Here is a 14,965-nt window from a genome sequence, read left to right as displayed (position 1 = left end):
CCGGCCTCCGCAGCCATGACCGCCCCCGTCGTGTTCGCCGTGATCCCGGCCCACAACGAGGCCGCAACCATCGAGGCGGTGACCGCCGCCACGCGGGAGCAGGTCGACCGGGTACTGGTGGTGGACGACGGTTCCGCCGACGACACCGCCACCCTGGCGGCCACCCATGCCGAGGTCCTGCGCCTGGAACCCAACCGCGGCAAGGCCGGCGCCCTGTGGGCCGGGATGCAGCAGGCGGTGGCCGAGGGCGCCGACGCGGTCGTCACCCTGGACGGCGACGGCCAGCACGACGCCACGGAAATCCCGGCGCTGATCGCCGCCTGGCGGGAACACCCCCGACACCTGATCCTCGGTGCCCGGCTGAAGGACCGCGAACGCACACCGCCGCTGCGCCTGTTCGGCAACCGGGTCGCGGATTTCTGGATCGGCTGGGCCTCGGCGCAGCCGCTGCGCGATTCGCAGTCGGGCTTTCGCCTTTACCCCGCCGACCTGCTGCGGCAGATGCGCATCCCCCACGGGCGCGGCCGCTCGTTCGTGTTCGAGAGCGAGGCGCTGATCGCGGCCGAACGGCACGGCTTTCCGGCACGTCTGGTGCCGGTGCGCTGCATCTATCCCGAGGATCGCCGTCCCAGCCATTTCCGCCCGGCGGCCGATACCCTGCGCATCATCTTCATGGTCGCCGGTCACCTGCTGCGCCGCGGAATGCGCCCGCTCGGACTGTGGCGCTCGCTGCGCCGGCCGGAGACGGCGCCGACCGTGGAAAACAGCTGACCGGAACTCTACACTCAGGTGCCGTTGCAGCGCACACCGAAGACCTGGAGGGAACCGAACCATGCACTACAAGACCCTGCTCATCGTCGTTGTCACCAGCCTGTTCCTGGTGGCCGGCTGCCGCGGCACCGCCCCGGTGCATAACGTCAGCGACACCACCATCACCAATGCACAGGGCGAGCGTCCCGATGCCGAAGTGATGTCGCAGGCCATTCGCGATGCGGGCGCCCGGCTCGGCTGGCGCATGGAGGAGGTCGAACCGGGCGTGATGGAAGGGGCGATCCGCGTGCGCGATCACACCGCCGTGGTGGAGATCCCGTATTCCGCCGGGCAATACCGCATCGACTACAAGGACAGCACGAACCTCAACCACACCAACGGCGAGATCCACCCGAACTACAACCGCTGGATCGAGAACCTGGACAACCAGATCCGGGCCGAGCTCTCGCGCCGGTAGCCCGGGATCCGCACGGGTCGGTTCCGGGGCTGGACCGCGAGCGGCTCAATCGGGGCTCAATCGGGGCGCGGGCGTTTCGGATCGGACCGGCGCTCGCGCTGCCCGGCCTCTTCGGGATCGGAGGCATCGGACAGGCGTCCGGACTCCTGCGGGCCCCGGTCGCCCGACTCCGAAGATTCGCCGCCGCCCTGACCGGGATCGAAATCGCGCTGGTGGGTGTTCGCCAGCATCTTGCCCGCCCGATCCTCCAGGCGTTCGCGGGTGGGCTTGTCGGCCAGCTCCTCGGCGCTCTGCGCCAGATGGTGATAGAGGTCGCGGTAGGTGCCCGCCATGCTGGCGAACAGCGTGGCCGTACGGTCGAAATGATCGTTTACCTGCGAGCGGTAGCGCGTGAGCTCCTGCATGCGCTGATCCAGCTCTTCTTCCAGCTGACGGATCAGCTTGCGTTCGTCGCTGGTCACCCGGCCGACCCAGAAGCCGACCAGCGCCGCCACCACGATCGCCAGGATGCCGAGGGCCACCCACAGCCCGACTGCCGTCTGTTCTTCCACCGCTGTCACCTTTTTTCGCTCCGGCGTGCCGCCGGCGTTGCTTCCGGAGCCCCGGGCCTTTCCCCGGAGCGTCCCGGGGCCATTGTGCCCCACGCTCCATGGGAACGCACATGCTACCCTCGCACAAACCCCCGGAAAGCAAGGATTCCCACGATGCAGGATTCGCCGCGCGCGCAGCAGATCCGGCAGGCCCATGCCACGCTGATCCATCTGGTGGTGCAGGCCTGCCAGAACCCGCAGAGCCGGCAGGAGCTGGAGCCCGTCCTGGAACAGGCGATCCAGGGCGGCTGGACGGACCTGGTCGCCCGCATCCGTCAGGTGCTGGACGGCCAGCGCGACCCGTCTCTTTTGAACGGTCTGGACGAGGAAGACAGCGCCATTCTTTCGTCCATTCTCACCGGCCTGCACGACCCGGCCACACTGCCGGATCCGAACCAGACCGCCGATGCCGCGCAGGCCGCGCCGGGGCTGGCGCAGATGATCCACGGAGCATCCCGCGGCGATCCGCAGTCGCTGCACTGGCTGTCGCAGATGGCCGAACAGATGACCCGCGCGGGCGGCGACATGGCGCGTCTGGGCGGCATCACCAAGCGCCTGGTGGATGGCGAACGCGATCCCGAGGTGCTGTGTCAGGGCATGGGTCCGCAGGGCGAGAGCCTGGTGCAGTCCATCCTGAACGAGCTGGGCAAGCTGGAACGTCACTGACGGAAACCGCGAGCCATCGATGCCCCGGCCCGCTGTCCCGTATCTCCGCGTCCCCCGGACCGTTCTCCTGGTCCTGCTGGCCGTGGCGTTCGCCGGCTGCGCACCGGTACAGGTGCAGCCGCCTCCCGATCCGGAACCGGCGACGCAGGTGCTGATCATCGACCATGGACGACACAGCAGTCTGCTGCTGCCGGACGCGGACGGCCGGCACTGGCTGCGTTATTCCTACGGGGACTGGCGGTTCTATGCCGAACGCCGTACCGGGCCCTTCAGCGCGCTGGCCGCACTGGCCTGGCCGACCCGGGCCGCGCTGGGACGCCAGGTGCTGACCGGCGAGGCCCCGCAGGCAGCCCTCCGACGTGACCTGCGAGTCCCGGTACGCGAGGTGCACACCCTCACGGTGGATGCCGACGAGACCGCCGCCCTGCGCGAGGATCTGGAAGCCCTGTGGCGACGCGGCCAGGACGACCGCCGCGAAATGGCGGTTTGGGACATGGCCTTCGTCGAGCACCCGACCCGGTACAGCCTGCGCCACAACTCCAACCGCATGATCGCGCTGTGGCTGGCCGAACTGGAGGTTCGGGTATCCCGGCCGCCGATCCTGTCGCGCTGGCAGGTGTGTCCGGTGCCCCCGGGCAACACAACGGAAGACAACGACGCACCGGACTGCTGACCGGGCGCTCCGGGCGTACCGGTTACAGCGCGCGTACCCAGCCGAGTACGGCCTCCTGCAGGCTGCGTCCCGGCCCGATATGGGCGCGCGGATCATTCACCAGCAGAACCACGCGAACGTCATCCCCGCTCTTTGTACGCACGTAGCCGGCCACCGCGGAGACCTCGCGCAGGTGTCCGGTCTTCAGATGCATGTGGCCGCGTTCGGCGCCGTTATTGAAGCGGTTGCGCAAGGTGCCGTCGATCCCGGCCAGGGCCAGCGAGGACTGGAACTCGGGCCGCAGCGGATGCTCCCAGCCGGCCCGGAGGATCTGCCCCAGCTGGTACGGCGACATGCGCGCGTCGCGCGACAGGCCGGAGCCATTGTCCACCCGCATGCCGCCGGGGTTCACGCCCAGCTCGCGCAGGGCTTCCATCAGCGCCTGGCGCGAATGATCCATGGTCGCCGGAGCCCCGTGACGCTCGGCACCCAGGGTCAGCATCAGATGCCGGGTCATCACGTTGGAGCTCCACTTGTTGGAGACCCGGATCAGGTCCGCCAGCGGCCGCGAGCGGTGCGTCACCAGGGGCTCCTGCTGCAGGGGCGTCATGCGCCCCGGACGGATCTCGCCGTCCAGCTCCCCGCCCCATTGCGACCAGTGCAGACGGAACAGCCCGGCGTGATTGCGTTCGGGCTCGGTCACCGAACGCAGCAACTCGTATTCCCCGCAATGCACGGGATACTCGCCGGTCAGCGTCAGGCGACCGTTGGCGCGGTCGGCATCGATCTCGATCCCGCGCTGAAAATCGCCGCACCGCCCGCGCCCGGGGCGCAGCCGGTTGTCGATCTCCACGTCCGGCAGCGGGGGATCCAGGCTGACCCGGACGGTCTCGCCGTTGCGCCCGGGCCGCACGCGGATGCGCTGGGCGTTGGAGTTCACGTGCAGGGCGTACACGCCCTGGTTATAGGCCCGCAGCGGCTGCCCGTTGAACGCGGCCGGGTCCTGCGGCCCCGCGTCGAAATGCGAGGCGTCCAGGATCACGTCGCCGGCGATGCGTTCCACGCCGGCCTGACGCAGCTGCCCGAGCATGCGCCAGTGCTCCTCGTTGACCATGCCGGGGTCGCCAGTGCCGCGTACCACCAGGTCGCCGTCCAGCACCCCGTCGCGCAGCTCGCCGACGGCCCACAGCTCGGTCTTCCAGGTGTAGTCCGGCCCCAGCTGATCCAGCGCCGCCAGTGAGGTCGCCAGCTTGAGCGTGGAGGCCGGGTTGAAGAGACGATCGGCATTCAACTGGGCGAGCACCTGGTCGTCTCCGGCGCGCTCCACCCACAGGCCCACCGAGCGGGGCGACAGCCCCTGCTCCTCGATCGCGGCCTTGAGCGCCCCGGGCAGGCGTTCGAATTCGGCTGCGGCCGGGACGGAGGACATCAGCAGCAGGCACAACGCGCCCCACAGCACACGGACTGGATGGTTCATCGACGCGGCCATCACTCTCAGGGAAATCGGGATCCCCAGTATTCGCCGCCACGCGCGCGCTGGCAAGCCTCCCGACGGCGGGCATGCCCGATGCCCGGCCCGCCGGGACGCGGGATTCAGACGAGCGCCGGCGCGCGAGCGCCGGCGATCCGCGTACGGCTGCGCAGGGCCAGCAACCCGGCCAGATTGATGTCGCCCACCAGCGCCCCGGCGGCATCGGGCAGCGGGATCGCCAGGGTCACACAGAAATCCTCGGAGGCCGAGGACAGATAGATGTCGGAGACAAACGGCTGGCCGCGGCCCACGGTTTCGTGGAAGTACGTCCGGGTGGAGCGGTCGACCCCCATGCCGCCGGTCTGGATGCGCCCGCGCATCTCCGGATTGACCCAGTTGGCGTAGCGCTGGTGCCCCTGACCATCCAGCTCGTAGACCAGTTCGAAATAGGGATGCTCGCGAAACCACGCGTCGAGATCATGCCCGCCCTGCCCGCGCGGACCGCGGGCAACCCGTTCCAGGGCCGCCACCGCCTGTTCCTGCCAGGAATCATCGTCGCCGTCGCGCACCGGCTCCACCGGCAGGCAGCGCGGCGGGTCACCGTCCAGCACGATCACGGAGCCCGAGTGGCACTTGGCCTCCTTTTTCAGCGCAGCGGCCCGTTCCGACAGCGCCACGCTGTCCATGCCCGCATCGGGGGCGGGCAGGACGACCACCGCGGACAGATTCGCCACCGGGAAGCACGAACCGTCGTCGCCGGTGAAGAACCCGCGTTCGAGGTCCTCGCGGTCGTAGAGATGGCCGCACAGCTGATCGAAGCTGAGCGCCAGTTCGTGCAGCCGGTTGAGCCATACCTCCGCGGCGGCCGGTCCCGCCACCATGAAGTCGTCGCCCCCGATATGGCCGAGGTCGCATTCGCCGTGATCGCCGAACGCCGCGCGCAAGCACTCTGCCAGAAGTTTGATCATCGCGTCGCCGCGCACGAAGCCGTAGCGATCGTTAAAGGCCTTGAAGTTGTCGAGGTCGATGTACAGCAGCGCCTGAGGCTGCCCGGCCAGGCGCCGCTTTTCCAGCAGGCCCCGCAGTGCCGGCCCGGTGGACAGCCCGGTCAGCGGATGGCTGCCCTCGTCGGTCCCCTGCTTCAGGGCTTGCTCCAGCAGCTGCCACGGCTGGATCACCCCGGTCAGCTGGCCGTGATCGTCCACCACTACCCACGGGTCGTGCACCTCGCGGCAATGGAACAGCCGCCACAGGATCTGGCGCACCGGCACGTGCCCGCGCAGCACGTTGCACAGCGGACGCACCAGGCGACCGATGCCGGCATGGTCGCGCGACGGCGGTTCGCGCAGGAAGCGGTCGCGGGCGATGAAGCCCAGCGGCCGCCCCTCGCCCACCACCAGCAGATGGCCCATGTCGCCGTGGCAGCGGAACATCTCGCGCACCCGCGCGCGATCCGCCTCGATCGGCAGGGTCGGCACCCGGGTCACGTAGTCCATCAGCCGCATCTCGCCCGCCTCTCCGGCGGGGTTGCCGGCCTCCGGACGCGGTGGCAGCGGGGCCGGCTCCACCGGCACCGACGCCGGGTGCCCGATCAGGAAGCCCTGCGCGAAATGCACCCCCAGATCACGGCACAGCTCGAGATCGCGTTCGCTCTCCAGACCCTCGGCCACGGTGGCGCAACCGAGCCGACGGGCCATCGCGATCAGGGTCTCCAGCATCACCGAGCGCACCCGGGACCCGTGCGCCTCGTGCACCAGCCCGCGGTCCAGCTTGATGAAATCCGGGCGCAGGCTGGCCAGCAGGGCGAGGCCGTTATAGCCGGTACCGAGATCGTCCAGGGCGATGCGGAACCCCAGCCCGCGCAGGGTATCGCAGGCCGCCGACATCGCGTCGATGTCCTCGACGTGATCGCTCTCCACGATCTCGATCACCACGTCTTCCGGCGCCACGCCCAGCCGCCGCAGGCAGGACAGCGACGGATGCCGGTGCAGATCGGTCCCCAGCAGGGACTGCGGCAGGGCATTGATGAATATCGGCGTGCCCGCCGGCAGCATCTCGGCCTTGCGCGCCAGGGCACGGATCTGACAGGCCTGTTCCAGGTCATCCAGGCAACGGGCCCGGCGCGCCAGGGCGAAGGTTTCGGCCCCGCCCAGCAGACCGCGTTCCGGATGGCGCGCCCGGCACAGCATCTCGTAACCGTACACCTCGCCCTGGCGGGCGAGATCCACGATGGGCTGGAAATGGGACTCGACCACGCCGGCCAGCGGGCCGAGGATCCACGGCTCGTGCAGACGCGCATGCATCACCGCCAGCGGTTCGAGCTGGTCCAGCGAGGCCAGCGACAGACCGGCGGCCGGATCCCCGGTGGACCACAGCCCCAGACAGTCCTCCAGCCGCTCCTCCGGGGTCTCCAGCACGATCGCCTCGACCAGGTCGGCCAGGTCCATCCGATCCGGCAGCGGGAAACACCAGATCTGCGGGCTCTCGGGGGACAGAGGATGCCCCCAGCGGGTCCAGTCACGCGGCGCACGACCGCCCTGAATACGTACCACCAGCATGTATTGTTCCGGGTCTTGAGGGTTGCGACCCGGGGTCCCAGCAATTCCCGGACCAGTGCCCTGCCCGGACCCGATTCCCGATACGCCGCGGCCACGGCGGGGCGGTCGACAACCATTGCCCCTTCACGGGGCAGGCCCCGCCCCGCCACGGGGCATGCAGGGGGCCGGCGGGGCGGGATGTCAGTGACCAGCCAGGTTCTCCATCACCCCGGCGAGGTATTCGGCGGTGACCAGCTTGATGCCCATGCGGTTGCCCAGCTTGCGCATGCCCTGGTCGGCGGTCGCCAGTTCGGCATCCAGTTCCATCGCCAGCAGCACCGCGTCCACGTCCTCGCGCGAGTCCACCAGGCCCTTGCGCATCGCCTCGCGAAAACGCTCGCGCAGCTGGGTGATCAGCTCCGGGCGCAGGGACTCGGCCGCCCCGGCCTCGCGGGTATGCTCCTCGGCGATGCGCAGGCCGCGGTCGATCCGGGTACGAACCTCGTCGATGAACTCGTAGAGGATGTCGCTGGGCAGGGTCAATGCGAAGCGACGCGGCGAACGCACCCAGACCACGGTCTCGAAATCCGCGGCCAGCGGCTCGAGGTCGCGCATGGTGCGGAATTCCTCGTAGACCGACAGCGGCATGTAGAACTCCGCGCTGCAGTCGCGCGCGAGCCGGAGAAACTGCTGCAGGACCGCCTCGGGGGTCTCGCCGAACTGCGCCGAGACGTGCGGGTTGGTGAAGACGCTGGTGTCCAGCACGAAGCGGCGCATGGGGACCTTCCGGTGGCTGTGGGACGAGGTCCCATCATCGATACCCCCCGCGAGGGGGTCAACCGGGGTGTTACGCCGCGGCGTTACGGGCCGTTACGCGGCGTAACGAAGGGTGTTACGCCGCGTAACACCCGCCACCCCTTCTGCGTCACAAACCCCTGTTTTTACAGGCCTGGAATCACTGGCCCGCGACTTGCAACGGGCGCGGGACGCCGATTCCCGCAGCCGACACGATGTCCGACGCCCTCGACAGCACCCGCGAGTTCCTGCACGCCCACGCGCCCTTCGACCAGCTCGAGGCCGAGGCGCTGGAATTCGTGTTGCCGCGCCTGCAGACGCGCTTCTACGAACAGGGGGCGCGCATCACCGACCCGGAAGCGGGCCCGGCGCAGCGCTTCCACATCATCCGTCAGGGACGCATCCGCGGGGAGAGCCCGAGCGAGGACGAACAGCTCTCCGGCAACGCCTGGGAGCTGATCCCCGGCGAATGCTTCCCGATCGGGGCCCTGCTCGGCCGGCGCGCGGTGCATACCGTGCATCGCGCGGCGGAGGACACCCTGTGCCTGGAACTGAGCCTGGAGGATTTCGACCGCCTGCGGGCCCGCTCGCGGGTATTCAACGACTTCTGCACGCGGCGTCTGGCCAACCTGCTGGACCGCCTGCATCAGGGCCTCGACAGCCTCGCCAGTCATGACGCGGCCGGCGGAGGCCAGCTGAACACCCCGCTGGCACTGCGCCTGGCGCGCGAACCGGTCACCTGCCGCCCGGACACCCCGCTGCGCGAGGCCCTGAGCACCATGCGCGACCAGCGCGTGGGCTCGATCGTCGCGGTAAATGCCGAACATGCACCGGTGGGCATCTTCACCCTGCACGACCTGCTCAACCGCGTGGCGCTGGAAGGGGTCGGGCTGGATACGCCGGTGCGCGCGGTGATGACCGCGGACCCGGTCGCGCTGGAGGAGAACGCCCCGGGCTTCGAGGGCATCGAGGCGATGACCGAACACGGGATGACCCACCTGTGCGTAGTGCGCGACGGGCGCCTGGCCGGGGTGCTGGGCGAACGCGATCTGCTCACCCGCCAGCCGCTGACCCTGGACGGGCTGGTGCGCGAGATCCGCCAGGCGACCGCGGTCGACGAGATCGCCGGGCGCCTGCGTCAGGTCCCGCGGCTGGTGGAGGCGGTGATCACCCAGGGCGCCGAGGCCGACCAGGTCCTGCGCCTGATCACGCGTCTGAACGAACACGCGACCCGCCGGGTGCTGGCCCTGCTGCGCCCGCAGTACGACATCGAGGGCATCGATTTCACCTGGCTGGCGTTCGGCTCGCAGGCGCGCGAGGAGCAGGCGCTGATCACCGACCAGGACAACGGCATCCTGTTCGATGCCGAGCCGGGCGACGAGGACGCGATCCGCGCGCGCCTGCTGCCCTGGGCGCAGGCCGTCAACCGGGCGCTGGCCGAATGCGGTTTCACCCTGTGCCCCGGCAACATCATGGCCGGCAATCCGGAGTGCTGCCTCAGCGGACCGGAATGGGAAGCCCGATTCACCCGCTGGATCGAACAGGGCACCCCGGAACACCTGCTCAAGAGCACCATCTTCTTCGACCTGCGCGCGGTGGACGGCGACGCCTCGCCGGTGGAGGCACTGCGCACCTTCCTGCTGCAGAAGACCGCCTACAACTCGCGCTTTCGCCGGCAGATGGCGGCCAACCAGCAGGGCTTCCGGCCGCCGCTGGGCCTGTTCGGCGAGATCCGCGCCGGTGCCGAGGGGATCGACGTGAAGAAACAGGGCCTGACCCCGTTCGTGGACGGCGCGCGGGTGATCGCGCTGGCCGCCGAGCTGCCGGCCACCGGCAGCCACGAGCGCATGGATCAGGCGGTCAGTGCCGAGGCCATGCGCCCCGGCGACGCCGCCGACTATCACGCGGCCCTGCGCTATCTGCAGATGCTGCGCCTGCGGGCGCAGCAGAAGGCCCTGCGCGAGGGCCGCGAGGACGACAGCCGCATCCGGCCGGAAGAACTGGGCGCCCTGGAGGGACGGGTGCTCAAGGAATCCTTCCGCCAGGCCCGCAAGCTGCAGGGGCAGCTTGCGGTGCAGTACCAGCTGTGAGGCCACCACAACCAATACCTACGAAAAGAGGAGCAACACCATGTCGCAAGACCTCAGTCGCGAGGCGTACTGGAAGGCGAATCTTCGCCTTCTGGCGATCTGCCTCGGCATCTGGTTCTTCGTGTCGTTCGTGCTCGGCATCCTGCTCGCGGCGCCGCTGAACAACTTTCACCTGGGCGGGTATCCGCTGGGCTTCTGGTTCGCCCAGCAGGGCTCGATCTACACCTTCATCGTCCTGATCTTCGTTTATGCCTGGCGCATGAACGTGCTGGACCGCAAGTTCAACGTCGACGAGGAGTAATCCGGCCATGGATCAACAGACTCTCAGCCTGATCGTGGTCGGCATCACCTTCGCGATCTACATCGGCATCGCGATCTGGGCCCGCGCCGGCTCGACCAGCGAATTCTACGTGGCGGGCAAGGGTGTCCACCCGGTCGCCAACGGCATGGCCACCGCGGCCGACTGGATGTCCGCGGCCAGCTTCATCTCCATGGCCGGCCTGATCGCCTTCCTCGGCTTCACCGGGGGTGCCTATCTGATGGGCTGGACCGGCGGCTACGTGCTGATGGCCCTGCTGCTGGCCCCCTATCTGCGCAAGTTCGGCAAGTTCACGGTGCCGGAATTCATCGGCGACCGGTTCTACTCCAAGCCGGCCCGCGTGGTGGCCGTGATCTCGCTGCTGGCGATGTCCATCACCTACGTGATCGGGCAGATGCGCGGCGTGGGGATCGCCTTCTCCAACATCCTCGAGGTGCAGCTGGAAGTGGGCCTGGTCGCCGGGATGGCGGTGGTGTTCATCTACGCCGTGCTCGGCGGGATGAAGGGCATCACCTACACCCAGATCGCGCAGTACGTGATCATGATCTTCGCCTACACGGTGCCGGCGATCTTCATTGCGATCACCCTGACCGGCAACCCGCTTCCGCAGCTGGGCCTGGGGTCGACCCTGCAGGGCTCCGACACCTACCTGCTGGAAGCCCTGGACAACACCATGGTGGAACTGGGCTTCACCCAGTACACCGCCACCGAAGGCGGCATGAGCATGCTCAACATGTTCCTGCTGACCCTGGCGCTGATGATCGGGACCGCGGGCCTGCCGCACGTGATCATCCGCTTCTTCACCGTCCCGCGCGTGCGGGATGCGCGCAAGTCGGCCGGCTGGGCGCTGGTCTTCATCGGCATCCTGTACACCACCGCCCCGGCAGTGGGTGCGATGGCCATCTGGAACCTGGTCAACACCGTGCATCCGGGCGAGATCGGCACCGAGGAAGGCCACCTGGCCTTTGATGACAAGCCGGCCTGGATGGAGCGCTGGGAACAGACCGGCCTGCTGGAGTTCGAGGACAAGAACGACGACGGCGTGATCCAGTACTACAACGACGAGAACGAAGAATTCGCCGCCATGGCCGAGGAGGAATACGGCTGGGAAGGCAGCGAGATCGTCGAGCTGGACCGCGACATCATGGTGCTGGCCAACCCCGAGATCGCCGGTCTGCCGGGCTGGGTCATCGCCCTGGTGGCGGCCGGGGGGATCGCGGCAGCGCTGTCCACCGCGGCCGGGTTGCTGCTGGCGATCTCGTCGGCCATCTCGCATGACCTGCTCAAGGGGGTCTTCACGCCGAAGATCAGCGAGAAGCGCGAGCTGCTGGCCGGACGCATCGCGATGGCCGTCGCCATCCTGTTCGCCGGCTATCTCGGGCTCAATCCACCGGGCTTCGCCGCCGAGGTGGTGGCACTGGCCTTCGGACTCGCGGCCGCCTCGCTGTTCCCGACCCTGATGATGGGCATCTTCATGAAGAAGATGAACCGCGAAGGCGCGATCACCGGCATGCTGGTGGGTCTGGTGACCACCCTGCTGTACATCTTCATGTACAAGGGCTGGTTCTTCTTCCCCGAGACCGCCATGCTGCCGGACACGCCGGAGGGCTGGATCCTGGGGATCAACCCGTCCAGCTTCGGCCCCATCGGCGCGGCCCTGAACTTCATCACCGCCTTCATCGTGATGAAGATGACCGCTCCGCCGCCGAAGGACATCCAGGACCTGGTGGAAAGCGTGCGCGTGCCGCGCGCCGACTGATCCACTCCCGGGTGCGCCCGGAACTGCCCCCGGGATCATCGCTGGATGGTCCCGGGGCAGTCGCGGGTCCGGCCACCCCGGCCGGGCCCGCGGCGATCCCCGCAAGGGGATCGTCCGCAAGTCCATCCACGTGGGCTTGCGGACGATCCTCGCAACCCGCCCCCGTCCACCACGGAGCAGCGCGATGACCGCCGAACTCGACGAGATCCGCGACTTCCTCGATCAGGCACCGGATCTCGCGGAACTGCCCGCCCCGGCCCGCGCCGCCATGGTGCGGCGCCTGACCCTGCGTTACCTGCGCCACGGCGCGGCGTTTCCGCCCGCCGAAAACGGCGACGGCCTGTGGATCGTGCACACCGGGGCGATCGAGCTGTTCGACGCCGGCGACACCCTGTGCGACCGTCTCGGCGAGGGCGACGTGGCACGCGTGACTGGCGGCGAGTGTGCGGCCACCGGACCCGGCGGTCACGCCCGGGTGACCGAGGACGCACTGGTGTATCACCTGCCGCAGGCCCGGGCCGAGGACCTCGCCCTCCACCACCCCGCCCTGGGCGACTTCCTGCGCGCCCCCGGCGGACTGTCCACGCCGGACAACGACGACCCTGGCGACATGGGCGACCGGGATAACCTCGGCACCGCCGACGGCCGCACCACCCTGCTGACCACCCCGGTGGCCTCGCTGATGAGCCCCCAGGTCCTGCAGGCGGATGCCGGCATCTCGCTGCGCGAGGCCGCCCGCCGCATGACCGGGGCGGATGTCTCCGCGCTGCTCCTGCAGGAGGGGGAGGCCCCCGGCCGTCCGGCCGGCATGCTCACGGACACCGACCTGCGCCACGTCCTCGCGGAGGACATCCCGCCCGACACCCCGGTACGCGAACGCATGACGCGCGAACTGGTGACCGTCACCGGCGACACCCCCGCATTCGAGGCCCTGCTGGAGATGGCGCGCCGGGACATCCATCACCTGCCAGTGATGGAACCCGACGGTGAACGCCTGGCCGGGATCCTCTCCGGCACCGACCTGATCCGCCACCAGGGGACCAGCGCGATCCACCTGATCCGCGACCTGCGCCGCGCGGGCTCGCCCGCCGAGCTGAGCCTGCGGATGCAGGCCCTGCCCCGGCTGCAGCAACAGTTGAGCGAGGCCGGGGTGGATGCCCTGCGCTGCGCTCAGGTGCTGACCCTGGTGATCGACACCCTGACCCGTCGCCTGCTGGAACTGGCCGAGGACCGCCTGGGCCCCGCGCCGGCCACCTGGGCGTGGCTGGCCAGCGGCAGCCAGGGCCGCCACGAACAGCTGGCGCATACCGACCAGGACACCGCGCTGGTGTGGGCGGACGATGCCCCGGAGGAGGCGGATGATTGGTTCGCTGCCCTTGCCCGCGAGGTGACCGACGGACTGGACGCCTGCGGCATCCGCCGCTGCCCCGGCGGGGTCGACCCCTCCCACGCCGCCTGGCGCGGCCCGGCGCGCGACTGGCATGCGGCCTTCGAGCGCGTGTTCACCCGGCCGGACGCGCAGGACGCCCGACTGGCCACGCATTATCTCGACCTGCGGGTCATCCACGGCAGCCACAGCCTGTTCATGCCCCTGCGCCAGCAGGCGCTGGAGCTCGGCTACCGGCACGAGAGCGTCCACACCGCGATGGCCCTGCAGGCGCGCGAGCTGCGGCCGCCGCTGGGGTTCTTCCGCCGCTTCGTGCTCGAACACGACGGCGAACACAGCCCGGCCCTCGACCTCAAGCGCCGCGGCCTGCTGCCGATCGTGGCACTGGCCCGGGTATGTGCCCTGCGCGCCCGGGCCGACGCCCGCAGCACTCCCGAGCGGCTGCGCGCCAGTGCCCACGCCGGGATCCTGACGGACGACACGGCGCGCGAAGTGGAGGAGGCCTTCCGCTTCATCGCCGGCGTTCGCGCGCGCCACCAGGCGCGCCAGATCGCCGCCGGCCAGTCCGCGGACAACCATGTGGACCCGACCACGCTCACGGGCCTGGAGCGCAGCCGACTGAAGGCCGCCTTCGTGCGCGTGGCGCAGGCCGCCCGGGCGGCGCTGGGGGGCGAGGGGCAGGCATGAGCAATGCCATGGCCTCGCCCGGCCAGGCCTGCCCGTTCGCCCGGGCCGCCGCCTGGTTTTCCCCCGGGTACTGGCGCTTCTGTCGCGCCCGCAACCGCGCGCGGCTGCAGACCCCGGCCGGCCCGCTGCGCGACTGCCTGGAGACCCCGCCGCCGGCGCCCGCGCAGGCGGTGGCCCGCACTCGCTTCCTCGCGGTGGACATCGAGACCACCGGCCTCGACCCGGAGCAGGACGCGATCCTCAGCATCGGCTGGGTGGCGCTGGAGGGCACGGCCATCGATCTGGCCACTGCCGGCTACGTGCTGGTCCGCCCGGACCGCGAGGTCCCGGAACAAAGCGCGGTGATCCACCACATCACCGATGAACACGCGGCCCGCGGGTTCGACGTCGGGGAGGCCCTGGACGCGCTGTTCCGCGCGCTCGACGGCCGTGTACTGATCGCCCACCACGCGGCCCTCGAACTGGGCTTTCTGGCGCGCGCCTGCGAGCGGCGCTACGGCACCCGCCCGCCCCTGCCGGTGGTCGACACCCTGCGCCTGGCCGAGACCGCCCGGCGCCGCGCCGGCCGTCCGGTAAGTGCCGGTGGCCTGCGCCTGCACGCCCTGCGCGGCGACTACAACCTGCCGCCCCGGCGCAGCCACGACGCCCTGCTGGACGCCCTTGGCGCGGCCGAACTGTTTGCCGCGCTGATGGCCGAACGCGACCCGACGGGCACCCTGCCGCTGCGGCGAATCCTGTTCCGCCCCGGCCGTTTCTGGTAAGCCGGACACGCCCGACAGGCATG

Annotated in this window: 13 protein-coding genes; 9 read left to right on the top strand and 4 right to left on the bottom strand. The window is 69.8% G+C overall.

Going from position 1 to position 14,965, the window contains the following annotated elements:
• Window positions 1-15: 15 nt before the first annotated feature.
• Both F790_RS0106435 and F790_RS0106430 read left to right on the top strand, forming a co-directional pair.
• Window positions 16-771 carry a glycosyltransferase family 2 protein gene (locus F790_RS0106435; protein ID WP_019591145.1) on the top strand — a complete coding sequence of 252 codons (756 nt, stop codon included), beginning with the start codon at window positions 16-18 and terminating at the stop codon, window positions 769-771.
• A 61-nt stretch (window positions 772-832) separates the two neighbouring features.
• Window positions 833-1,228: a hypothetical protein gene (locus F790_RS0106430; protein ID WP_019021837.1), complete on the top strand. Its 396-nt coding sequence runs from the start codon at window positions 833-835 to the stop codon at window positions 1,226-1,228.
• Between the two features lie 56 nt (window positions 1,229-1,284).
• Here the strand turns inward: F790_RS0106430 and F790_RS0106425 are convergent, their stop codons facing one another.
• Window positions 1,285-1,779 carry a YhcB family protein gene (locus tag F790_RS0106425; RefSeq protein WP_019591144.1) on the bottom strand — a complete coding sequence of 165 codons (495 nt, stop codon included), beginning with the start codon at window positions 1,777-1,779 and terminating at the stop codon, window positions 1,285-1,287.
• A gap of 153 nt (window positions 1,780-1,932) precedes the next feature.
• Between F790_RS0106425 and F790_RS0106420 the strand changes: the two genes are divergently transcribed.
• Entirely contained in the window at window positions 1,933-2,484 is a 552-nt protein-coding gene (locus F790_RS0106420) for a hypothetical protein (protein ID WP_019591143.1), read from the top strand.
• Between the two features lie 19 nt (window positions 2,485-2,503).
• Entirely contained in the window at window positions 2,504-3,157 is a 654-nt protein-coding gene (locus F790_RS0106415) for a DUF2459 domain-containing protein (RefSeq protein ID WP_019591142.1), read from the top strand.
• Window positions 3,158-3,179: 22 nt separating this feature from the next.
• Here the strand turns inward: F790_RS0106415 and dacB are convergent, their stop codons facing one another.
• The 3 genes from dacB to F790_RS0106400 all read right to left on the bottom strand — a co-directional run bounded on the left by dacB (window position 3,180) and on the right by F790_RS0106400 (window position 7,921).
• Window positions 3,180-4,625 carry a D-alanyl-D-alanine carboxypeptidase/D-alanyl-D-alanine-endopeptidase gene (gene dacB / locus F790_RS0106410; RefSeq protein ID WP_018870266.1) on the bottom strand — a complete coding sequence of 482 codons (1,446 nt, stop codon included), beginning with the start codon at window positions 4,623-4,625 and terminating at the stop codon, window positions 3,180-3,182.
• A 104-nt stretch (window positions 4,626-4,729) separates the two neighbouring features.
• A complete protein-coding gene (locus F790_RS0106405) occupies window positions 4,730-7,165 on the bottom strand; it encodes an EAL domain-containing protein (protein WP_019591141.1) in 2,436 nt (811 codons plus the stop codon).
• 180 nt (window positions 7,166-7,345) lie between these two features.
• Window positions 7,346-7,921, bottom strand: a complete 576-nt coding sequence (locus tag F790_RS0106400) for an RNA ligase partner protein (protein WP_018870268.1) — start codon at window positions 7,919-7,921, stop codon at window positions 7,346-7,348.
• 233 nt (window positions 7,922-8,154) lie between these two features.
• On the opposite strand from F790_RS0106400, the gene F790_RS0106395 reads away from it, so the two are divergent.
• The 5 genes from F790_RS0106395 to F790_RS0106375 all read left to right on the top strand — a co-directional run bounded on the left by F790_RS0106395 (window position 8,155) and on the right by F790_RS0106375 (window position 14,942).
• Entirely contained in the window at window positions 8,155-10,029 is a 1,875-nt protein-coding gene (locus tag F790_RS0106395) for a DUF294 nucleotidyltransferase-like domain-containing protein (protein WP_019591140.1), read from the top strand.
• Between the two features lie 40 nt (window positions 10,030-10,069).
• On the top strand, window positions 10,070-10,330 hold the full coding sequence (locus F790_RS0106390; protein ID WP_019589726.1) for a DUF4212 domain-containing protein: 261 nt from the start codon (window positions 10,070-10,072) through the stop codon (window positions 10,328-10,330).
• A gap of 7 nt (window positions 10,331-10,337) precedes the next feature.
• Window positions 10,338-12,107 carry a sodium:solute symporter family protein gene (locus F790_RS0106385; protein WP_019589727.1) on the top strand — a complete coding sequence of 590 codons (1,770 nt, stop codon included), beginning with the start codon at window positions 10,338-10,340 and terminating at the stop codon, window positions 12,105-12,107.
• 184 nt (window positions 12,108-12,291) lie between these two features.
• The gene (locus tag F790_RS0106380) at window positions 12,292-14,181 is read left to right on the top strand and encodes a putative nucleotidyltransferase substrate binding domain-containing protein (RefSeq protein ID WP_019591139.1); all 1,890 of its coding nucleotides are present in this window, start codon (window positions 12,292-12,294) and stop codon (window positions 14,179-14,181) included.
• Between the two features lie 8 nt (window positions 14,182-14,189).
• Window positions 14,190-14,942, top strand: coding sequence for a 3'-5' exonuclease (locus tag F790_RS0106375; protein ID WP_019021831.1), 753 nt, complete (start codon window positions 14,190-14,192; stop codon window positions 14,940-14,942).
• Window positions 14,943-14,965 lie beyond the last annotated feature (23 nt).

This window comes from Thioalkalivibrio sp. ALE20 (genome assembly GCF_000381405.1).
GTDB lineage: Bacteria > Pseudomonadota > Gammaproteobacteria > Ectothiorhodospirales > Ectothiorhodospiraceae > Thioalkalivibrio.
The sequence above is the reverse complement of the archived record's forward strand: the minus strand, read 5'-3'. Positions and strand labels throughout refer to the sequence as shown.